The sequence below is a fragment of the Enterobacter cloacae complex sp. FDA-CDC-AR_0132 genome, from assembly GCF_003010695.1.
Classification (GTDB): domain Bacteria; phylum Pseudomonadota; class Gammaproteobacteria; order Enterobacterales; family Enterobacteriaceae; genus Enterobacter; species Enterobacter ludwigii.
The window spans coordinates 511,419-534,431 of record NZ_CP027618.1; the positions used below are offsets into that span (position 1 = coordinate 511,419).

The 23,013-nt window shown below is 55.1% G+C and carries 13 protein-coding genes and 2 pseudogenes; 9 read left to right on the plus strand and 6 right to left on the minus strand.

Going from position 1 to position 23,013, the window contains the following annotated elements:
- Together AM379_RS02420 and AM379_RS02425 are read left to right on the plus strand one after the other, a co-directional pair.
- Positions 1-1,338 carry an AAA family ATPase gene (locus tag AM379_RS02420; protein ID WP_106503416.1) on the plus strand — a complete coding sequence of 446 codons (1,338 nt, stop codon included), beginning with the start codon at positions 1-3 and terminating at the stop codon, positions 1,336-1,338.
- 1 nt (position 1,339) lies between these two features.
- Positions 1,340-2,185, plus strand: a complete 846-nt coding sequence (locus AM379_RS02425) for a DUF4435 domain-containing protein (protein WP_106503417.1) — start codon at positions 1,340-1,342, stop codon at positions 2,183-2,185.
- A 380-nt stretch (positions 2,186-2,565) separates the two neighbouring features.
- On the opposite strand, the gene AM379_RS02435 is transcribed toward AM379_RS02425, so the two are convergent.
- The 3 genes and pseudogenes from AM379_RS02435 to AM379_RS24540 form a co-directional block, all read right to left on the minus strand.
- Positions 2,566-3,120, minus strand: coding sequence for a phage polarity suppression protein (locus AM379_RS02435; RefSeq protein ID WP_106503419.1), 555 nt, complete (start codon positions 3,118-3,120; stop codon positions 2,566-2,568).
- Between the two features lie 28 nt (positions 3,121-3,148).
- Positions 3,149-3,366, minus strand: a pseudogene (locus AM379_RS02440) (ogr/Delta-like zinc finger family protein).
- A gap of 2 nt (positions 3,367-3,368) precedes the next feature.
- Positions 3,369-4,094: pseudogene (locus tag AM379_RS24540) on the minus strand (capsid protein).
- Between the two features lie 446 nt (positions 4,095-4,540).
- Here AM379_RS24540 and AM379_RS02450 point away from each other — a divergent pair.
- The 4 genes from AM379_RS02450 (at position 4,541) to AM379_RS02465 (ending at position 6,616) form a co-directional block, all read left to right on the plus strand.
- Positions 4,541-4,981, plus strand: a complete 441-nt coding sequence (locus AM379_RS02450) for a carboxypeptidase-like regulatory domain-containing protein (protein ID WP_106503420.1) — start codon at positions 4,541-4,543, stop codon at positions 4,979-4,981.
- 220 nt (positions 4,982-5,201) lie between these two features.
- Complete coding sequence (locus AM379_RS02455; RefSeq protein WP_020883896.1) at positions 5,202-5,558, plus strand: hypothetical protein; 357 nt, start codon at positions 5,202-5,204, stop codon at positions 5,556-5,558.
- Positions 5,559-5,645: 87 nt separating this feature from the next.
- A complete protein-coding gene (locus AM379_RS02460; protein WP_106503421.1) occupies positions 5,646-5,990 on the plus strand; it encodes a cupin domain-containing protein in 345 nt (114 codons plus the stop codon).
- 68 nt (positions 5,991-6,058) lie between these two features.
- Positions 6,059-6,616 (plus strand): YceI family protein, encoded by a 558-nt coding sequence (locus AM379_RS02465; RefSeq protein ID WP_020883894.1) that lies wholly within the window; start codon positions 6,059-6,061, stop codon positions 6,614-6,616.
- Here the strand turns inward: AM379_RS02465 and AM379_RS02470 are convergent.
- From AM379_RS02470 to AM379_RS02480, 3 genes are read right to left on the minus strand one after another with little or no spacing between them, the layout of a single operon-like run.
- Positions 6,608-7,396 carry an anti-sigma factor family protein gene (locus AM379_RS02470; protein ID WP_049023136.1) on the minus strand — a complete coding sequence of 263 codons (789 nt, stop codon included), beginning with the start codon at positions 7,394-7,396 and terminating at the stop codon, positions 6,608-6,610. The two genes, AM379_RS02465 and AM379_RS02470, sit on opposite strands and share 9 nt — an antisense overlap.
- Complete coding sequence (locus tag AM379_RS02475; RefSeq protein WP_080346980.1) at positions 7,393-7,923, minus strand: sigma-70 family RNA polymerase sigma factor; 531 nt, start codon at positions 7,921-7,923, stop codon at positions 7,393-7,395. The genes AM379_RS02470 and AM379_RS02475 overlap by 4 nt, the downstream gene beginning before the upstream one ends.
- A gap of 7 nt (positions 7,924-7,930) precedes the next feature.
- On the minus strand, positions 7,931-8,458 hold the full coding sequence (locus tag AM379_RS02480; protein ID WP_032678808.1) for a tetratricopeptide repeat protein: 528 nt from the start codon (positions 8,456-8,458) through the stop codon (positions 7,931-7,933).
- Positions 8,459-9,224: 766 nt separating this feature from the next.
- On the opposite strand from AM379_RS02480, the gene AM379_RS02485 reads away from it, so the two are divergent.
- From AM379_RS02485 to AM379_RS02495, 3 genes are all read left to right on the plus strand, one after another.
- Positions 9,225-19,325 (plus strand): BapA/Bap/LapF family large adhesin, encoded by a 10,101-nt coding sequence (locus AM379_RS02485; RefSeq protein ID WP_106503422.1) that lies wholly within the window; start codon positions 9,225-9,227, stop codon positions 19,323-19,325.
- Positions 19,326-19,404: 79 nt separating this feature from the next.
- The gene (locus AM379_RS02490; RefSeq protein ID WP_014171284.1) at positions 19,405-20,808 is read left to right on the plus strand and encodes a TolC family outer membrane protein; all 1,404 of its coding nucleotides are present in this window, start codon (positions 19,405-19,407) and stop codon (positions 20,806-20,808) included.
- Positions 20,805-23,003 (plus strand): type I secretion system permease/ATPase, encoded by a 2,199-nt coding sequence (locus AM379_RS02495; protein ID WP_106503423.1) that lies wholly within the window; start codon positions 20,805-20,807, stop codon positions 23,001-23,003. Before AM379_RS02490 ends, AM379_RS02495 begins: the two co-directional genes overlap by 4 nt.
- Positions 23,004-23,013: the final 10 nt, after the last annotated feature.

Here is a 23,013-nt window from a genome sequence, read left to right on the forward strand (position 1 = left end):
TTGAAGATTAATAGTTTTCAAGCCGAATCAGTATATGGATATTTAAATTTCAATATTGATTTTAATGATGACCTATCTTTTTTAGTTGGTAGCAATGGAACTGGTAAAAGCACAGTAATAAAATTAATTCAAGCATTAATAACTGTTGACGTTAAAGAGTTGTTAGCAATTCCATACGAACAGATAATGCTCACATATACCAACAAAAACGAGAAATATAAAATAGTTTCAAGAAAAGATCGGCAGCACATAAGGATAGTACATACAGATATCGAAGAAGCACTTGTCATCCCTATACTCGTCAAAGAAGAATTTATTGGCAGCGATAGAGATGTTAAAGTTTTTAGTCATGCTGATAGAGATTTAGCTGCTAATGCCACACTTAGAAAAATAAAATCCATAGTCCCTCCTGTGTTTCTAGGACTAGATAGAAAAACCTTCGGCTTTGATGATTTTGATTTAGATTATGACACGACAATTTCTCGAAGAAATGAGATTTTGATGCATAGAAAAATGCTTGCATCAAAGAAAAGATTAATTACCGGGAGCTTAGGAGAGGCATTATTATCTGTAGAAATGATTATCCAAGATAAATACAGAAAAATAAGAGAATTTGAAGACAAACAAGCTATTTATCTTAGGGACAGGATTTTAAAATCCTCGTTTAAATTCAACAGTTATAATGAAATGTTCTCAAATGGACACGATCTTGTTTGGGAGGACAAACAAAAAATACTCAAAAGAAAAAAAGAAATCACAGAAGCAGTTAAAAAAATCGGTAGCTTAGATAAATCATTAATGATAGATATTGAGAAGTTTTTCGATAACTTGAGCGATCTATTTGAAGAATTAAAAAACAGTGATGGACTTAATATAAACTGGCTACTTAACAAAGTTCAAATTGATAGAATTTCTGACATCCTTGATGTAATTGACGAATATAATGAAAAAATAGCCAGAATGTACAGACCTATAAATAACTTCTTGAACACAATAAACTCATTCTTGATTGACTCAAGGAAAAAGGTTGAAGTAAATACTGTTGGCAGGCTTGTTGTTTCTCGCCCAGACACCGAAAAATGTGAAATTGATATTTTATCTTCTGGCGAACGTCAGTTATTGGTAATAATAGCAAATGTCATGCTTAACAAATTCACAAATATCAGCAGGGTTATTATTATCGATGAACCGGAAATTTCGCTACATTTAAATTGGCAGGAAAGATTCTCAGAAACTATATTGGCAATTAATCCAGAAACACAATTTATTATGGCGACACACTCCCCTGATATCGTAGGCGACTTAACTGATAAATGTATTCTGGTGGGAGTGCAATAAAATGTTAGAACGTAGTTTGGCTGCACGCAAAGCAAAATCAGTGTTCTTTGAAGAAAGAAATACTATAGATATATATATAGAAGACACGGCAGTTGGCTATAAAAAAATCTATAAATGTATCCTGAATAGAGTATTAGGGGAAAAGTATCTTATTAATGATGTTTTCCCTTTAGGTGGTAAGTCTGCAGTTATTCATTCATGGGAAAGCAATGGGAACAAGCGCAACAGGCCACAACTTTACATCATAGATGGAGACATAGATTTATTAGGCGGCATTCGAAGATGCGAAGCTGGGCTGTATACGCTACCGTACTATTGCATCGAAAACATTTTTCTATGCGAAAATTCACTACTTAATATACTCGTTGAAGAAGACCCTGAGAGGGAGAGGGACGAGCTCAGTCAACTATTCAATTTTTCTGAATGGAATCAATTAAACATCGAACCTTTAATTGAGCTTTTTATCGTATATTTCCTCACAAAAAAATACATTCCTGAAACCCCTAATGTACATTATCAAATAAGTAAACTCGTTAGTAATAACTCTGGTATTGTAGATAACCAAAAGGTTAGAGCGAGAATCACTGAACTTGAGACTGAAATACAAAAAATCATATCTGAAAAAAATTACCTCGAAGAGAAAGCTAATATTTACGCTACTATTGACGGTAACTTCAATATTAAGAAGTATATTTCAGGTAAAGACTACCTACTCCCATTAATAATTACTAGAATGAAAAGCATTGTTAACACACGCATCAGCAACCTTAACCTTAAGCATCGGGTAAGTCAGTATTGCAATACTGACGATATAAAAGACATCGAAAGCTACATATTCCTTCCGTAATATTCAATCTAACAGGCCGCTTATTATTTTGGCGGCCTGTTAGGAGCAAATTGAAATCAAAAAAACCAGCAAGCTATTGCTCTATGGTTTTAAAAACCTTCATTATACAAACAATGCAGTTTTGATGTATTCAAGACATGAAATCATTATCATCTAATAAAAAATTTAATTCAGAGCCATGGCGCGCAGTGCTCTCCCCACTCCGCCTGCCCGCTTAAGCGGGCGCTTTTAATGCAGGTACATGACCGGCCTCAGGGCGCGCCAGTGCTGGCGCTGGCGGGGAATTCAGTGTCGGTAAAACGCATGCAAAACCATGTACCTTATGCATGCATGGCTTTTATACGTAAAAATGGCGGGATTTTCGGAGATTTTTAAGCGGGCTACTGCACGTCCAGTTCTGCACGACGGCGGGTGTAATTCAGGTTCTGTGCAGGCGTGAATTTTTCACGACTTTCATCGCGCGAAGCCGCATCAGGCCTGAATGCGATGGCCGTTAAAATGTCATTATCCTGCGCCGAATAATTAATTTTTTCACCGACGGCCAGCCAGACCTGCAGCGCCTCACGCAGATAGTCGCGTGAGTGCTGCATGGCGCAGCGCTGAATGGCGGAATGCTGCCCGGAATAATTCATCAGCTCCGGGGCGAGGGCGGTGGCTAGCTCCGCGCCGTGCGCCTGCATAAAATCATTTAATCGGTCGCGGATGCTGATGCGCTGCACCTCCTCATGCGAGCGGATGTAGCGACCAGCAGCCTGATTAATTTCCCATTTTTTCGCGTCAATAATCTCGCGCAGTGTTTGCAGACTCCGGCCGCTGCCTGCAAGCTGTTCGTGGTATGCCTGTTCGGCCTGCGTCAGTTCATCCCTGCGTTGCAGCCAGGCAGATTTGTTTACCTGACAGGCCTCAAAGACTTTCTGTAACGTCAGTGTGGTCACGTATGTTTCTCCTGATAACTAGCCGTGCTTACGCACCGGCACGGTTAACGGTGGCCGCCGGTGCGGGTACAGGGATAACCGGTTCTGTCGCCGGTGAATGAATAACCCGTCGATAGATTCAAGCGTGCGGAACGTGGCCGAGCACTCGATGTTCATGCACTGGTGATAGCGCTGTTTGACGTTATCGGACAGATACCGACTGGTGCGGGAATGCGCGCTGGTTTTGCAGAACGGACAGTGAAACATGCTTACTCCTCCGCTTTTGTCTCGCCATTTTCAGCCAGTTTTCTGGCGAGCATGGTTCGCTTGAGCGGGCTGCGTAACAGTTCCATATCCACGCCGGTAATTTGCGGCCGCTGCATACCCGTCACGGATAAGACCGGCTCCTATTTGATATCGAAGTGACACAGACTGCCCTGACGGTTGAAGGCATCACGCAGTTCACCGATGGTCACAGATTGCGGTGCGCTTTCCCCATTCATTTCCAGGGCGCGAATGCGCAGTAGGAAAGCGCGAATAAACGCGACGGGAACAGCGTTGATAGCTTTAACCCATTCCGCCCCGGCGTAAGCGGTAAACACTTCGCCATGCACAGAGCGATATTTATTGCCGGTGGAGCAGGCATTCAGCATGGCGCGTGTCCGGTCGGTCTCCAGTTCCGCAATCAGGCCGGTGAACTCGTCGGCCAGCTCGCGGCTGGTGATACGCCTGCTGGGCTCAGCTTTCATTTCAGGAGTGAGACTGCCGCGCAGGTTACTGAAGCGGCTACGCCAGTCCTGTTCCGCTTCTGCGCTCTCATCGAGGGCGGTCTGCCGTTCTTACTTACAGCGTTCAATGGACGTATCAATTTCTTTCAGCACCTGCATGCTGGCCGCGTGCATGTCTCTGGCCGCAGTAAATGCACTCAGCTTGTCGGTGATGCGCTGGCTGCTCTCTACGGACTGTTGAGCGGCTACATTCTGCAGGGTGGTAATGACTGTTTCATATTCAGGTTCTAATTATGTTCAACCTCAAATGATTCTGCCCTTCATCACACAACATCTCGATTCATTGCAGTTGTGGCAGTTCTGGCACAAGCAGCACTCAAAACCCGGCTGACCAGAGAAAGGTCCTGGCAAAACCTTACTCTCCATTTGTTTATTTACTTATAACTATTCACCAATGCTCACCTTTAATAAAAATATAGATAATACAGTAAGGTAAAAGGTGAACAGTTGAGGTTCTGATTATTTAACTCGTAAAGCTACATTCTCCTGGAGGTGCCAGTATCTATTCACACGCTCAATTTATCCAGGCATAAGTCTGGAAAAACTCAGTAAATCAACATCCTTAACAGAATCTATAGTTCCGAAATTACGCCCCCCGCGTATACTGCATTCACGCCACCGAAAAACACCTCAACGCAAAAGGATTCGCACCCATGACAGCGTCCTCAAACCGCATCGCAAGCCAGGCTATCGTGGCTCTCACGTTATTGCTCAGCGGTTGCGTTTACCATGATTATCCCTCCCCTCGTATTGAGGGCACATTGAATAACGCAGGGAAACCGCTGCCCCGGGTAACCGTTTCGTTAGTGGAATTCGACCGACACATTGCCACGACACAAACGGATAATAACGGGTATTTTTCTTTCGTACCGCAGGGTGACTGGCATGTTTTTATACCCATCGGACCGCAAGATCGCCTGAGTAGCTGGACACTGACAACAATCGACCCTCAGGGACAAAAACGCGATATTTACACCTCCCAACGCTTTGGCGGGCCTTTTTCAGGCTATTCCAGGAGCGACAGCGTGAAACTGTTCTGCGAACTCTCCCCAACAAGCGGCGAGAGTCAAAATATATTTTGCGAAGCTCAGTGAGTTAATTAACTTTACTCATGGCCAAAAGCCACCAGTAATATGTATATACACGCCCCAGGTACACGGCATTGAACCTGAAAGTAATTAATTCCTCTGCGTAACTAAATACGCTTCACGGTATAACGCCAAAATAACATTACAGTTTTTTCCTAAAGCCACACCGCTTCGTCTGTGCCATGCTGAATCACGCTCATAACCGATAACGTTAAATGAGGATATTATGAAAAAAACAATTATCGCATTATCTGCCGTTCTGCTGGCTTCCCCAGTATTTGCTGCGACCACACATGCAACTGACGATACCGTCGCTGCGGCGAAGGCAAACGCCAACGACGCGAAGCAAAAACTGCACGAAGAGCAGAATAAAGGCGAAGAGCTGAAGCTGAAACAGAAGCATGCTGCAGAGGGTAAAACCGAAAACTTAAGCAGCAAGGTCAGCGAAGATTCCCAGAAAGCCTGGCATAAAACCAAAGAAGGCACCGAGAAAGGGTGGGATGCCACCAAAGAAGGTGCTGAGAAAGGCTGGAATAAGACCAAAGAAGGTGCCAGCGAGCTGGAAAAGAAAGTCACTGAGTAATCCCTTCGAAAGGCCGCAGACGCGGCCTTTTTTATTCCCTCCTGCCCTGCTCCCTGCAGACTAAACTTGACTCAGGGGGACTCCATCATGAACAGCAAACACACCGCACCTGAAACCCAGGGCGTTACCGTTGAATTACTCTCCGTCGTCGATCTGGGTCCGGAAATAGCGGGCATGGCCGGTCGCCAGCTTCGTATGCGCAGGGTCACTCTCGCTCCCGGCGCGGTCTTTGGTCCGGTGCATAATCATATCGACAGGCCCGGCACCGTATTTATCCTTGAAGGTACCATCACCGATCATCGTCACGGTATTGCGACTGACTACGGTCCCGGTGTCGGCTGGCCGGAAGATCACAACACGGTCCACTGGCTGGAAAACCGGGGTCCGGTAACCGCCGTCGAGATCTCGGTGGATATTATTAAGACGTCCTGACGCCTAAAAGCCGAATAGATCCCCGGGGTTGCGCGTTAACGCCTTGCCACCCCTAAAGAGATCCTGAGATGCTGCGACGCCTGGTTATTCTGTTCGTGTTGCTCTGTCCGCTGGCGCAGGCCGCCCCGCAGAGCTATACCATTGATACTGAAAACACCGCCATTCGGTTATCCTGGCACGCCTTCGGGGGGATCCTCTCCTGGGCCAGATTCAGTGGCGTCACAGGTTCCGTAACGCTTAACCCGGATAAGGATATCGATGACCATATTCATGTCACCCTTCCCGTGGCTACCCTGGTTGCCTCAAACAGCCTGCTCACCTGGCAACTGAAAAGCGACATGTTTTTTGAATCTGAACGTTATCCTGTTATCGAATTTATCAGCTCACGCGTGGTCGCTCAGGGTTCAGGAACGTTCAGGGTGTTCGGAACATTGACCGTACGCGACATTGCCCGCCCGGTCATTCTGGACGCCGTCGTGAAAGATTCGCACGCGCCGGTCCTTACGCTGGATGCGACAACAACCATTTCGCGCGCGGCCTACGGCATGGATAAATTTGCGCTGGTCGTTGATGACAGGATTGCCATCACCATTGCGATTCAGGCTAACGGCATCCCGTCATCCTGAAATCAGGCTTTGCAGCTGCTCTGCACTGCCCCGCAACTGTGGGAGCGGGTTGCGGCCGATCAGCACAAACTGATATCCCGCTTTCTGCCACCACACCAGGTTCATGTCGTGCCGCTGTTCCTGTTGAGCGGCTGTCGTTGTCTGCTCTGTCGGGGAGATACACAGCGCCATTGGGCCGTAGTCGGCATTTATCCAGGCTATTTGCGCGATAGAGGTGGTTTCATAGCGCAGCATGCGGACCATTTTAAGCTCTGCTCCATGCAGGATAAGCTGTGACGCCTGAAGTTGCAGGCCGATATCCTGCGCTGCCCGTTCCAGCCCACGCTGCAGAACATGCGGCGCGCTGTCCATATCCAGCAATGTCTCGACGCTGTAAAGCGACATGTATTGCGCCTCGAGGTCACGAATATGGGCGTTTTCATCAGTAGGTGCGAAAGCGGGTCGCAACCCATATCCCACGCCGGAACCGACCACCAGGAAACTGACCGACGCGGCAATGAGTGCGCGCCGGCTTACGCCAGCCGGGGTAGCGGGCTTCGGATCGGGCAGTTCCGCCAGCCGGGCCTGCATCTTCTCCAGAGGAGCATCATCCAGCATAGCGGCAAACGCGCCGGGGTAATCCGCATTGCTTTTCATTAACTCGGCGGTCCGCCCGGAGAGGCGCTCGTCACGTCTCAACTGTTCTTCAAATTTTTGCGCGTCGGCATGACACATCTCGCCATCTATCCATGCCACGATAGCCTCATCGTTATAGGGCGCTGTAAAACGGTGCGCGTTCAAGAGCGTTTCTCCTTAACCGGGGGCAAGGCATCGGCAGACGCTGCCAGCGTTGCCCGTGCCGTCGCCAGTCGGCTCATTACGGTACCGATCGGCACCGCCAGGGTGTTCGCGGCTTCCTGATAGGTAAAGCCTTCGACATACACCAAAAAAACCGTGTTGCGCTGGGCTTCCGGGAGCGCGTTGACGCGCTGCATCACCTTCAGGTAATGCAGGTGCGTCTCATCCTGTTCACGGGTATCCGGTGCCAGAAGCTCGTCGCTGGCGACAAACCCCTGCCCCTGACGAACATGGCGTGCCCGAAGCTCAGAGATCCAGATGGAGTGCAATATCGCAAACAGCCACCTGTCGATACGCGTACCGGGCATGTACTGACTGCTTTTTTCAAGCGCGCGGACGCAGGTGGACTGAACCAGCTCTTCGGCGACATCCCTGTTTCGCGACAACACCAGCCCATAACGCCAGAGACGTGAGAGGTGTGCGGCTAACTGTTGGCGAACCTCACGGGTAGCGATGTGTTTTCCCTCCACGAGAAAATCAGGATTCCGGATGTCCGTTAATGGCAGCCTGCAGGTCACGGTACTCTTCACAGGACTGGCCGCAAATACCGGCAATCACTTTCAGTTGCTCTTTGGCCAGATCCGGACGTCCCTTGACCATCCACGCCTCGCCCAGGTATTCACGGGCCTTGGCATAATCCGGGGCGATAGCCAGCGCACGCTGATAGTAACCGATACCTTCATCCGTACGACCCAGTTTGCGGGTGGCATATCCGCGATAGTTCCATGCTTCAGCCGTGTTGTTATTTTTTAGCGAATCAAGAAGGTTCAGCGCCGCCTGGTACTCGCCTTTTTTAGCAAGGTGATAGGCATAGTTGGTTTTGTCCTGATCGCTAAGGCTGCTGCTCTTATCGGGCACACATTTCTGAGTTGCACTGTCATACACCTGTCCGGACGGACAGTCGGGTGTTTTGCTCTCGGTACTATTATCGCCCATCGCCAGCGCGAGAGGAGACAACAGGGAAAAAATCAGCACCGGGATCAAACGCACAGAGGTGGTGTTCATAAAAGGCTCCAGGGTGAAATGGGAATGACGTCAGTAAACGCGTGAGCGATGCATTTTATTCATTCCCGGGCCCCTCTTTTTTCTCAGAATCATGTTGGCGTCGTATCCCCATTAAATGTTGAACGGGATATTTTATCTTTACTCCCTGTTAGTTATTATTTTTCTCTCAGTAGCAGAATCCCGGCACCGCACAAGAATATATCTTTAATTAATTACCAACATAATATATGTTATATCAAAAACGTTACCCTAACTTAAACGCACATTAAGCCGGCATAAACAATAGCGTTTAACGCCATCCTATAAAAAGTCCCCTACTAAATATTTATTCATGGCAAATGATAAAACACCGCAATTTACAAACAAATAAAAATACAATAAATACAACATGTTATATTTTTTAAATTATAATAGCCAGCTATGAATTAATGCCCCCTTCAACGCTTCACACAGTGTTTACAGATGCTTAATTTGCACATTCAGACTTTTCTGGCTATATCATTTTTATATCGTCAAAACCAATACCTCTATTAATTACAGGGTTTTATACAACACAAAATACAAATAAACGACATTCTCTCTCATGAGTAATTAGATTCGCTCTGATGTTGCCACTCTGGATTATGGCGGGCATCGTTCGCTCTAAAAAAAATAACGGTGAGTGCTGCGTAAATAACAGCAACTCCGCCGGGGGCGTGCTTTACCTTCCGCAGAGATGGCGCATCTTGCACGCCGTTCACGACAACTCTGCTGGAGTAATACCTAAATGAGCCAAATCTCTGTTATATCGAAACTCACTGGCGTGGAAACTACCACGGAAGGCACACAGGTTACGCTGAGCCATTCCTCTATCGTTGAGCTTCATGTAGAGCGAGCCGATGTCTCCCACTTCGCCCGCAGTGGTAACGATCTGGTGGTCACGCTGCACTCTGGCGAGGTCATTACCCTGAAGAATTTCTACGTCACCGACGCGGAGGGGGTGAGTCAGCTGGTCCTGGAAGAGAGTGACGGTGCGCTGTGGTGGATTGAAGATCCTACCGGGGCTGCCACCTACGAATCTATCGCCTCCACGGACGTATTACTGGCGGCCTCAGGCGGTGATACCGGTGGCGCAGCCATCTGGCCATGGGTACTCGGTGGTCTTGCTGTCGCAGGCGGGATCGCTGTCGCGGCAAGCAGCGGCGGCGGAGGGGGTGGCGACGATGATGATGACAATACGAACCCCGGCACGCCGGGCAATCCTTCCGATCCGGATACCACACCGCCAAATGCGCCTTCCAGTCTTCAGTTTTCTTCGGATGGTAAAACTGTCACAGGTACTGCCGAACCCGGCAGTACGATTACGCTGAAAGACATGAACGGGAATGTGATCGGTACAGGTCAAACCGGTAGCGACGGCACATTTACCGTATCTCTCGGGACGCCACTGACCAATGGTGAGCAAATTACCGCCACAGCTACGGATGCTGCCGGGAATACCAGCCAGGGCACGAATGTAATCGCACCGGACACCACCGCGCCTGATGCAGCGGCCATCACCAGCATAACAGATGATATTGACCCGCAGACGGGGGCAATCAGTAACGGCGGTAGCACCAACGATCAGCGTCCACAGCTTACCGGCACTGCCGAAGCGGGCTCCACCGTGACGATTTATGACGGTGGTATCGCGATTGGGAGTGCGGTCGTGGCCAGCAATGGCACCTGGACCTTCACACCGTCAGTAAACCTCAGTGAAAGCACCCACCAGATTACCGTGCAGGCAACCGACGCCGCCGGTAACTCCGGTCCAGTCTCACCGGTATTCACCCTCACGGTCGACATTACCCCGCCGGATGCACCAAGTACGATTGTGCTAACCGACGACACGGGCCAAATTAGAGGAACCATTACCTCGGGCGTGCCCACCGATGCTTCCCTGCCGGTCCTGGCAGGGACTGGCGAGCCTGGTGGAACTATCACCATCTACGACAATGGCGTGGCGATTGGGACCACGACGGTGCAGCCCAACGGCACCTGGAGTGTCACACCAGACAATCCGCTCCCGGAAGGGACACACTCGATAACCGTCAGTGAAACCGATGCTGCAGGAAACCAGAGCACAACATCGCAACCTATCACCTTCACTGTGGACACTACGCCGCCGCTTACTCCTGAAAACGTGGTTGTCTCGGCTGATGGCACCACCATCAGCGGCAACGCAGAGCCCGGGAGCACAGTAACCATCCGTGAAGGTGGTGTCTTCATTGGTGATACTGTGGCTGATGGCCAGGGCAATTTTACCCTGCCGCTGAACCCGCCGAAGATCAATGGCGAAAACCTAACCGCAGAAGCCACCGACACGGCAGGCAACACGGGTCCGACAGCACCCGTTGTTGCACCGGATATTACCCCACCGCAGGCCCCGGTCATTATTTCAGTGGTTGATGACGTCCTTGCCACCACCGGACCAGTCGAGCAGAGTGGACTGACTAACGACCGGTCCCCAACGTTAAACGGAACGGGCGAACCCGGCTCGACCATCACCTTTTCCAGCGACAGCGATATTATCGGGACGGTGGTCGTTCCGTCTTCCGGCCAGTGGAGTTTTACACCGCCTTCTCCACTGTTAGATGGAACCCATGTGCTAATGGCAATTGCGGCGGACGCCGCGGGTAATCAGAGCGGGCCATCAAACACCTGGACAATCAACGTTGACGGCACGGCACCAACCGCTCCGGTGATATTACAAGTCGTGGACGATGTTTCCGGAAGCACTGGTACGATCGGTAATAATGAGACCACCAATGACGCATCCCCGACGCTCAGCGGGACTGCCGAAGCAAATGCGACGATCACCCTCCGCATGGACGGCGTTGATATTGGTACCACCGTTGCCGATAGCAGCGGTGCGTGGATCTTTACCCCTTCCACACCGCTTAGCGAGGGGCAGCATGCCCTGACCGCAGTCGCAACCGACGCGGCAGGCAACATCAGTGGGATTTCCAACAGCTGGGGCATTACGATTGACAGCGTGGCACCTGCCGCCCCGCTCATTACCCAGGTGGTGGATGATGTCCCGGAGGGCCTCGGTACACTCTCCCCTAACGGCAGCACTAACGACACTACCCCGACGCTCAACGGTACGGCTGAGCCGGGCTCGACGGTCACCATCCGCCTGGATGGCGCCGATATTGTCACGATCCCGGTCGACGGCAGCGGCACGTGGTCCTATACCCCCACCGTGCCGCTTGGCGAGGGTCCTCATACCTTTACCGTCGTCGCGACCGACGCGGCGGGTAACACCAGCCTGCCGTCAAACGACTTCACCTTTATCGTCGATACCACCGCGCCAGTGGCTGCAACTATCGCCACCGTCATCGATGACGTTGGCGGCGTTCAGGGACCGCTCAGTAGCGGCGATACCACGGATGACACCCTACCGCTGCTGCAGGGCTCCGCGCCTGCTGATACGATTATCACCGTCTATGACGGTACGACCCTGCTCGGCACCGCCACCCTCGACGGCAGTGGCGGCTGGCAATTTACGCCAACGACCCCACTCACCGACGGCACACATTCGCTGACGGTTCACGCCACGGATGCCGCCGGAAATACCACCATCTCCAGCCCGTTTGAATTAACGATAGATACCATTGCGCCAGCCACACCGGATATTCCGGACATCACCGTGAATCCTGACGGCGGTGCAACGCAAACGCCATTGAATCCGGGTGAAACCACGCGTGACACCACGCCAACCCTGAGCGGTACCGGCACGGTCGGCGATACCGTGACGATCTACAACGGCGGCGTCAAAATAGGTGACGCCGTAGTGGACGGCTCCGGCAACTGGTCCTGGACACCGACAACCCCACTGCCCAACGGTACCTATGACATCACCCTGACCGTCACCAACGTGGACGGCACGGGGAACGAAAGCGCCCCGTCCCAGCCGGTGACCATCACCATTGACACCGACCCGCCAGCTACGCCAGCAGCACCGGTGATTACGGACAGCGTCAGCCAGATAACCGGACCGGTTGCCGATGGGGAAACCACGAACGATCCGCGTCCGGTCCTGAGCGGCACCGGCACAGCGAACGATGTGGTTATTATTTATGACAGCATTAATGGTCAGCCTGCCACCGAAGTGGGTCGCGTCACCGTAGACAGTAACGGCAACTGGAGCTGGCGCCCTGACGCCAGCATTGATGAGGGAAGCCACGAATTTACCGCCACCGCCACCGACGAAGCCGGTAACGTTTCGGCGGCGTCACCGGGGATCACTATCACCGTTGATACCGTGGCACCTGATACGCCGGTCATTAGCGCCGTTGGCGGTAAGCCAGACGGTGGTGTTACCACGGATACTACCCCCGGAGTGGGCGGTACCGGCCCTGCGGGCGAAACGGTCATCGTTTATAACAATGGCGTTGAGGTAGGACGCGTCGAAATCGGCAGCAATGGCGAGTGGTCTCTCGATCTTCCGACCCAGACTGATGGCCCACTCAACATCACCGTTGCGGCAGTCGATGCTGCGGGTAACGTCAGCGGCCTCAGCCCGGTCTTCACCGTCACCGTTGATACCACTGCGCCAGAAATCCCGCTGATTAACGCGGTGTCTGACAGCCAGCTCACAAGCAATGTGCTTTATACCCGTGACGGTACGCCGACCCTCACGGGCACCGGCGAACCGGGTACCACCGTTATCGTCTCTGTAGACGGTACAGCATCCACGGTGCCGGTAACGGTACAGCCGGACGGCAACTGGAGCTGGACCGCCGACAGCACGCTCGCGGAAGGCACGCATACCTTCACCGTCTCGTCAGTCGACCTGGCCGGTAACGCTTCAGGAAGCTCTGCGCCGCTGAGCGTGACGGTGGATACCGCCGCGCCAGCCGACCCGATCAACATGGCCCTTGCTCAGGAGGGAACGCCTCTGACGGGTACTGCCGAGGCAGGAAGTACCATTACCGTGAAAAATAGCGTTGGTACCGTCATTGGTACCGGCACTGCCGCCGGCGACGGCAGCTTCTCCATTGCGCTGAGTCCGGCACAGCTGGATCCGACCACCCTGACCGTAAGCGCTACTGATGCCGCAGGGAATGCCAGCCCAGGCGCGACGTTTAACGTCGTTGATTCACCGCTCGACCTGCCGCAGGTGCCCGTTATCACGGCGATCGTCGATGACGTCGATCCGGTCACCGGCGATGTGAAAGACAAAACCACCAACGACACTACCCCTACTCTCACCGGCACGGCCGAAGCAGGCAGCCTGATCACCATCTATCAGGACGGTGACGTAACAGCCGTGTCGACGGTCACCGCCGACGGCAGCGGCAACTGGAGCTATACCCCGACCGTACTTGGCGAAGGGCTGCATACCTTTGAGGTCACAGCGACCCTCAATGGCGCGACCAGCGGCCGCTCTCCGGCCGCCAGCGTCACCGTCGATCTGACTGCACCGGGCACACCGACTATCGGCGCGGTAATTGATGACGTCAGCCCAGGCACCGGTCCGCTCACCAGCGGGCAGACCACCAATGACAACCAGCCGACTCTTACCGGCACCGGCGCGATAGGCGATACCATCTCCATCTACAGCAACGGGACGCTGCTGGGTAGCGTGGTCGTGGGCAATACGGGTAACTGGAGCTACACAACGCCCGTCCTGGCGGAAGGCAATAACGTCCTGACCATCCGTGAGACCGATCCGGCGGGAAATGAGAGCGGCCCTTCCGCGGACTTCACCATCGTCGTTGATACGGTTTCCACCACACCGGTGATCACTAACGTAACGGATAATGTGGGCAATGCTGCCACCACGATTGTGAGCGGCGATCCGACTAATGACGCGACGCCAACCCTTTCGGGGACGGCGGAAGCGAACAGCGTGGTGAAAATTTTCGACGGCGGTACCCAGATTGCCGTGGTCACGGCTGACGGCACCGGTGCCTGGACGTTCACCCCTGACACCGCGCTCGGCGAAGGGTCTCACGCTTTCACCGTTACCGCCACCGATCCACAGGGCAACGTTAGCCAGGTGTCTAACGGCTGGAACGTCGTGGTTGACCTGACGGCGCCAACGGTTCCAACGCTGGATACGGTTAACGACAATGCCCCTGGCGGCGTGACCGGCAACCTCACCAGCGGGCAAGTCACCAACGACACCACCCCGACGATCGGCGGCACCGGACAATCGGGCAGTACAATCCATATCATGAATAATGGTACGGAGATTGGTCTTGCGACCGTCGACGGAAGTGGTAACTGGACCTTTACCCCGAGCACGCCGCTGGGCGAAGGCAACTATCTCCTTCGCGCCTACGCCACCGATGCGACAGGCAATGCGTCAGCAAACTCGTCGGTCTTTGCCTTTACCGTGGATGTGGCAGGCCCTGCTGCGCCACTGGTCAGCAGTGTGATTGACGACGTCGGCCCGGTCACCGGTACGCTCACTACCGGCAACAGCACCAACGACGCGCGTCCGACCTTCAACGGTACGGGCGAAGTGGGTGCCACAGTGCATATCATTGTGGATGGCAACGAGATTGGCACCGCGGTGGTTAATGCCCAGGGGAACTGGACCTACACGCCTGACATCGCCCTGAGTGACGGGCCTCATGCCATCACCTTCAATGCCACCGATGCGGCTGGCAACACCGGCAGCACGACGGCACCGTTTAACCTGACAGTGGATACGGCACCACCGGCGGCACCGGCCATCACGACCGCGGGAGACAACGCAGGCAGCGTACAGACGCCGCTGACTTCCGGGCAAAGTACCGACGACACCACGCCAACGTTGACGGGCACCGCGGCAGCCAACGCCACGGTGACCATCTATGAGAACGGACAGCCGGTCGGCACCGCGCTGGCGGACGGCACCGGAGCATGGAGCTTTACGCCGTCATCAGCGCTGAACAATGGCAGTCATACCTGGACCGCGACCGCGACCGACGCGGCGGGGAACGTCAGCCCGGCGTCGCCTGGCTTTACGCTGATTGTTGATACCAGTGCACCTAATGCGCCGGTTATCAGCCAGGCCGTTGACGATGCGGGCAGCATCACCGGCCCGCTCAGTTCAGGACAGACGACCGACGACACCGTGCCACGGCTTGTCGGGACCAGTGAGCCGTTTGCGACTGTGAATATCTACGAAGGCACAACGCTTGTCGGAACGGGCACCGCGGATGCCAGTGGCAACTGGAGTATCTTGCTCACGACCACCTTAGCCACGGGCGCGCACAGCTTCACCGCTCAGGCCACGGATGCAGCGGGTAATACCAGCGTTTCGTCAGCGGCCTTTAGCCTGACTATCGACACGACGCCGCCAGCCCTGCCGGTGCTGAGCAGCATTGTGGATGATGTGGGTAACGTGGCTACACCAGTCACCGACGGAGGGTTGACCAACGACGCGCAGCCAACCCTCACCGGTACAGCGGAAGCCGGGGCCACAGTGAACATTTTCGATAACGGCGTCCAGATTGGTAGCGCGATCGCGACCGGCGGGGCATGGAGCTTTACCCCTTCTCCGGCGCTGAGCAACGGGTCGCACAGCCTGACGTTTACCGCCACCGATGCGGTGGGCAATACCAGCGCACCCACCACCCCCTATGTGATCAACGTGGATGCCATAGCGCCAATCGCCCCGGTTATCGGCTCGGTTGTCGATGATGTCGGTAGCGTCACTGGGCCAGTTATCGGCACCACCCCGACCAACGACACACGTCCAACGCTGAACGGAACCGCCGAAGCCAATGCGACAGTGCGTATCTATGACGGGGTAACGCTTGTCGGCACGGTAACCGCCGATGCCAGCGGCAACTGGACCCTGCCACAAACCAGCACCATACTGACGGAAGGCACGCATAACTTCACCGCTACGGCCACCGATGCGGCGGGCAACATCAGCGCGGCTTCAACCGTGACGACGATTATTGTTGATACTGCCGCCCCCACGGCACCAACCGGTACCTTTAACGCTGACGGTAGCGTATTGACTGGTAACGCGGAAGCAGGCAGCACCGTTGCTATTCGCCTTGCAGATGGCTCCACGGTGACCGCCACGGCGGACAGCAACGGCACGTACAGTTATACCTTTACGAACAAACAGACCGAAGGCCAGACGCTGCAGATCACCGCCACTGACGTCGCGGGCAATACCTCACAGCCTGGCTCCGTACTTGCGCCGGTCGTTCCGCTCTCCGCCAGCAATAACGTCGAAGAGCTGAACCTCAGCACCACGGCCACTGTCACCAACAGCCAGTACAGTGATTACGGTTTCCTGCTGGTGGGTGCCGTAGGCAACGTTCTCACGTTGTTGGGTAATGATACTGCCCAGGTGAACTTCACGGTGGGCAGCGGTGGCAGCGCGGATATTGTGGTGAACGCCAACGCTACGGGCGCGGTGCTCTCTCTGCTCAACACCCTTGAACTTGTGGTTCAACATAACGTCAACGGTGTCTGGACCACCGTGGTGGATACCGGACAACCGCAGTTTGCCGATCTGCTGACCCTCGGGGCCACCGGCGTATCGCTGAACCTGACCGGGCTGGCTGATGGCGATTACCGGGTGCTGAGCTACAACACCAACCTGCTGGCGACCGGCTCCTACACCAGCCTCGATGTGGCGGTGAAAGAAACCAGCGCCGGTACCGTGACGGGCGACACCAGCCTGAACGGTAACGTAATTCTCGACGCCGACCCGACCGCAGGCAGCGACAACGCCCCGGCAGGCACTACTGTCTCTGCTGTCACCAACGCACTGGGTGTCACCACCAGCGTGAACGCCGACGGCACGGTTGTTCAGGGCCAGTACGGTACGCTGACCATTAACCGCGATGGCAGCTACACCTACAACCTGACCGACACCAGCGCAGCGGTCATAGGTCGCACAGAGAGTTTCACCTACACCATCACCCATAACGGCGTCAGCGCGTCGGCGAACCTTGTGCTGTCGCTGGGTGAAGGCACTCTCGTCAACGGTATTGTGGCGGTAGATGACACGGCCTCGCTGACCTTTGACACGACCGTGAGTGACATTAATAACGGCACCTCGTCGCAGGGCGGCTTTACCCTGGTGGGTATTAATCTCGGCAACACGCTGGGGCTGAACCTGCTGGACGACATGACCAACCCCATTATCTATAACGTGGAGGAAGGCACTACCCGCACCATGACCATACAGGCTTCCGTGGGCGGAGTGGCGCTGGCGTCGGTATTCGACCTGTATGTCTACAAGTTCAATAACGCGACGCAGACCTTCGAGCAGATGCGCGTCGAACCGGGCTGGCTGCGTGCGCCGTTGCTGGGCGGTACCTCGTCTCAGCTGACGCTGAACCTGCCTGCCGGGGAGTACCTCTTCCTGCTGAATACGGCTGCAGGGATCACCGCCCTGACCGCCTACACGCTGAACGTGCTGGAAGATCATGTCTACAGCGTATCGAGCATTGGCGAGACCACCACCGGAGATGTGCTGGACAACGATGTCGCAACCGGCGCGGTGGTATCAGAAGTGAACGGCGTGGCGGTGAACAGCAGCGGCCTGACCGACATTCAGGGGGAATACGGCACGCTGAGCATCAATGCGTCCGGACAGTACACCTACACCCTAAAAACCGGTGTGGGTGCGGACCATATCAGCACGCCGGATACGTTTGTCTATACCATCACCGCGCCAGACGGGACAAAGGATACGGCATCGCTCAACATCACCCCAACCGCGCAAGCGATGGATGCGGTCAACGATGTCAGTACCGTGATGGACGTCACCTCGGTGCATCACACGACAACCTACTCGGATACCACCGTCGGGACGGCCAGTTGGACAACCGCGCTGCTGTCATCAACCCAGGGCAGCGGGAGCGGAACCTTCGTGGTGGATCCGAACACCGCGCTGCATAACGCGTCGCTGCACTTTAACGTGGCATCGCTGCTGGCTCTGGGCGGCCTGACGGTGAACTGGTCAATTAGTGATGGCACAGGCGTTATCCGTAGTGGTTCCTTCAGTGGTGGCTCTTTGCTGGGCGGTAATATCGACGTTCCGCTGACCGGGCTGGATCTGAATGCCGGAACCTATACGCTGAGCTATACCGGCAGCGTACCGGGGCTGAGTGTGGGGAATATTACGATCACCCCAAGCGTGAACGGCACCACCTACTCGCTGAGTGATTTCGACGTCACCGGCAGCCACAGCGTGAACGGCAATATCTTTGACGGCACCGACTCTGGCGGCGTGTTGGATCAGTTGCACTCGGTGGATACCCGCCTCAGCGTGACCGGCTACGACGGCGTGACCACCACGCTGGATCCGTACACCGGCAGCGCAACGGTCAACGTCGTCGGCCATTACGGCACGCTGGCAATTGGTGCGGACGGCCACTACACCTACACCCTCAACACCGGGGTGTCGCTCTCAACCATCACCTCGAAGGAGACCTTCAACTACACCCTGACCGATGCCGACGGGAAAACAGACAGTGCCACGCTGACCATCAATATGGCGCCGCAGTTCATCAGTTCGGAACATAACGACGTCATTACCGGCACCGCCTACGGCGACACCCTGATTTACCAGGTGCTGAACGCCACCGCAGGCAACGCGACCGCGGGCAACGTCAGCAGCACTGCTGGCGATCACTGGACCAACTTCTCGCTCACGCAGGGGGACAAAATCGATATCGGCGATCTGCTGGTGGGCTGGAACGGGAGCAGTTCAACGCTCGGTAATTATCTGCATGTTACTAATAGTAATGGCAATACCGTGATCTCCATCGACCGTGATGGTTCAGGGAGCACCTACACTAATACGACGCTCGTGACGCTGGATAACGTCCAGACCACCTACGACGAGTTAGTGAACCAGCAACACATCGTTACCTGATAGCACCTGCACAAATGACCCGGGCGCACAGCGCCCGGGCATAAACAATAAAGCAGTACATTTTTATTAGGGATAAGACATGGGAATGAAGATGCCTTACTGGTGGCTCTCGTGCTGCCTGATATCTGTGCCCGCCCTCTCCGCGACGCCGGCGGCGATGATCAATACCGGACAACTCCGTGAAACGCAGGAACTCCCCTCTCTGAATGGCCGCGTGGCACCTGTCGTCGGCAAGGCTGCCCCCGGCACGCTGCAGCTTGGCGAAGCCGTCAACCGCGCCGTCACCTGGCACCCGGCCATCAGTGAAGCCGTGGGGAAACTCTACCAACAAAGCGAAGAGGTGGACGTCGCCAAATCGAAATACTATCCGCAAATTAATGCCGGCATGGATAACGGTTATACCCATGACGGCGACGATAATGGCTTTACCCCGTCGCTGGTACTCTCCCTCTCACAAATGCTGTACGACTTTGGCAAGGTGGCAAGCCAGGTGCGTGCAGAAAGTGCCGGCGTCGCCCAGCAGCAGGCCAACGTGCTGGTCAGCATCGACACCATCGCTCACGATACCGCCATCGCGATGGTGCAGGTACAAACCTGGCAGCAAATGGTCGACACCGCCAAAGAGCAGCTTGAGGCGCTCTCTTCGATTGGTACCCTCACCCGCCAGCGTAATGACGAAGGGGCCACCTCACTCTCTGACGTGGTGCAGACCGATGCACGTATCGAAGGCGCGCGCGCCCAGCTGATGCAGTACCAGGCCAGCCTCGACAGCGCCCGTGCCACGTTGATGAGCTTTCTTGGCTGGAACACCCTCAACACGATCAGCAACGATTTTCCACAAAAGCTGGCCCGCAGCTGCGACATTGCCGAGCCGGACGATCGTCTGGTCCCGGCAGTATTAGCCGCCTGGGCGCAGGCTAACGTCGCCCAGGCCAATCTCGACTACGCCGACGCCCAGATGACACCGACCGTCTCGCTGGAGCCGGAGGTGCGCCACTACCTGAACGAACGCTATGCGGGTAACGAAACGCGGGATCGCACCCAATACTCTGCATGGGTGAAAGTGCAGATGCCGCTCTATCAGGGCGGCGGCCTCACCGCCCGGCGTAATGCCGCAGGCCACGCGGTAGAAGCCGCACAGTCCACCATTCAGCGTACCCGCCTCGAGGTACGCCAGAAGCTGCTGGAGTCGCGCAGCCAGGTATTAAGCCTGCTGAGCACGCTGCAGATTCAGGGCCGTCAGGAGGCGCTCAGCGCCCGCACCCGTGAACTCTATCAGCAGCAATATCTGGATCTGGGTTCTCGCCCGCTGCTCGATGTGCTTAACGCCGAGCAGGAGGTCTATCAGGCGCGTTTTACCCAGCAGCAGACCCTCGGACAGTTGCACCAGCTGCAGCTCAACTGCCTCTATAACACCGGGCAATTGCGTCACGCGTTCGATCTTGATAACCGCACCATCCAGACCGTGGAGATCCAGCCATGAAGCAACGCGATATCCCGCAAGGTGAGACCATGACGGATGAGGCCCTGGCGCAGTGGGCGCAGGCCTTTGGTTTTGTCGCCACGCGCTACCGCGTCGCCTGCTCCCCCGGTGCGCTGCTCGCGGGCGCGCCGTGGCTAAAAGGCAAACCGATGGTGCCCGCACTGACTCAGCTGGCCCGAGAAGCAGGGCTGTCATTTCAGCTGCTGACGGCGGATCAGCAGTCGATCAACAGCTGGCGTCTGCCGGTCGTGGCGGCAATGAACGACGGCAGGATCGGCGTGATCGAACATTTCGATGGCGACGATACGCTGGAGGTCAGCTTTTTCGACGATCAGACCTACACCAACCGGCTTTCGATGACCGCCATGCTGCCCGCCATCCGCCACGTCATTGCCCTGCGTCCACTGGCCGCGCTGAAAGACAGCCGCGTGGATGCCTATATTTCGAAATACCGTCCGGACTGGCTTTACCGGCTGGTAATGCGCGACTTGCGCCCCTACAGCTGGGTGATGCTCGCCGCGCTGTTCATTAACGTCCTGTCCCTGTCGGGGATTGTCTTTTCCATGCAGGTGTATGACCGGGTGATCCCCGCGCAGTCCTACCCGACGCTGTATGTCCTGACTATCGGCGTGCTGATCGCCACCCTGTTTGGCTTTGTGCTGCGCGTGGCACGCGGGCACATTATGGATCTGCTGGGTAAACGCTCCGATCTGCGCGTATCGGATCGGGTCTTCGGTCACGCCCTGCGGCTGCGCAACAGCGCCATCCCTCGCTCGACCGGCAGCTTTATCTCCCAGCTACGCGAGCTGGAGCAGATCCGCGAGATGGTCACCTCCTCCACCATCTCCACAATTGTCGATCTGCCCTTCTTTTTCCTGTTCGTGGTGGTGCTGGCAATCATCGCTCCCCAACTGGCGTGGATCGCACCGGTCGCCGCGGTGATCATGGTCCTGCCCGGTCTGCTGCTGCAGAAAAAGCTGGCAGAGCTCGCGAAGCAGTCGGCGCATGAATCCACCCTGCGCAACGCCGTGCTGGTGGAGAGCGTGCAGGGGCTGGAGGACATAAAGCTAATGCAGGCGGAAAACCGCTTTTTGCAGCAGTGGAACAGCTACATCCAGATCACCGCTGAATCTGGCCTGCGCACCCGTGAACTGACCCAGAACCTGATCAGCTGGGGAATGACGATTCAGAGCCTGGTCTATGCCGGGGTGATCGTGGTCGGTGCGCCGATGGTGATCGACGGCACGCTGACGACCGGTTCGGTGGTCGCCGCCTCGATGCTGGCCTCGCGCATGATCGCTCCGATGGCCACGCTGTGCGGCGTGCTGGCGCGCTGGCAGCAGGTCAAAGCGGCGAAAGAGGGACTGGACAGCATTATGCAGCTCCCCACAGAAAACCAGCGTGAGGAGACGCCGATCCGCCAGGACGTACTGCGCGGTCACTATCTTTTCGAGCAGGCGCAGTTCCGCTATCACCCGGAAGATCCGCGCATGGCCCTGCGCATTAACCGTCTGGAGATTAAGCCAGGTGAAAAAGTGGCGATCCTCGGGCGTAACGGCGCCGGAAAATCGACCCTGCTGCAGGCGATGGCGGGCGGAATGGATCTCGCCGGCGGTGAATTGCGGCTCGATAACTTCAGCCTCCCGCACCTCGATGTCGCCGATGTCCGGCGTAACGTCGGCTTTATGACCCAGAACGCCCGGCTCTTTTATGGCACCCTGCGCGAAAACATCACCCTCGGTATGCCGCGCGCCACCGATGAGGCGATTTTCGAGGTGCTGGAGTTAACCGGCGCTGCGGGCTTTGTGCAGAAACTGCCGAAGGGTCTGGACTACCCGATTATGGAGAACGGCGTGGGGTTATCCGGCGGCCAGCGGCAATCCATTCTGCTGGCGCGCATGCTGCTTCGCGACCCCAATATTGTGCTGATGGATGAACCGACTGCGTCGCTCGATGAGCACACCGAGCGGGAATTTATCCAGCGTCTGAGCGCCTGGCTTGGCAACCGCACCCTGATTGTCGCCACGCATCGCGTGCCGGTGCTGGAACTGGTGGAGCGGGTCGTGGTGCTCAAAGAGGGAATGCTGGTGATGGACGCGCCGAAAGCACAGGCACTGAACAACAGCCGCATGCAACAACAGCAGCAGCAGGCAGCAACCGGAAGGGAGTGGAAAAATGAAAATCAGTCAGCGTGACGTCGCCGCA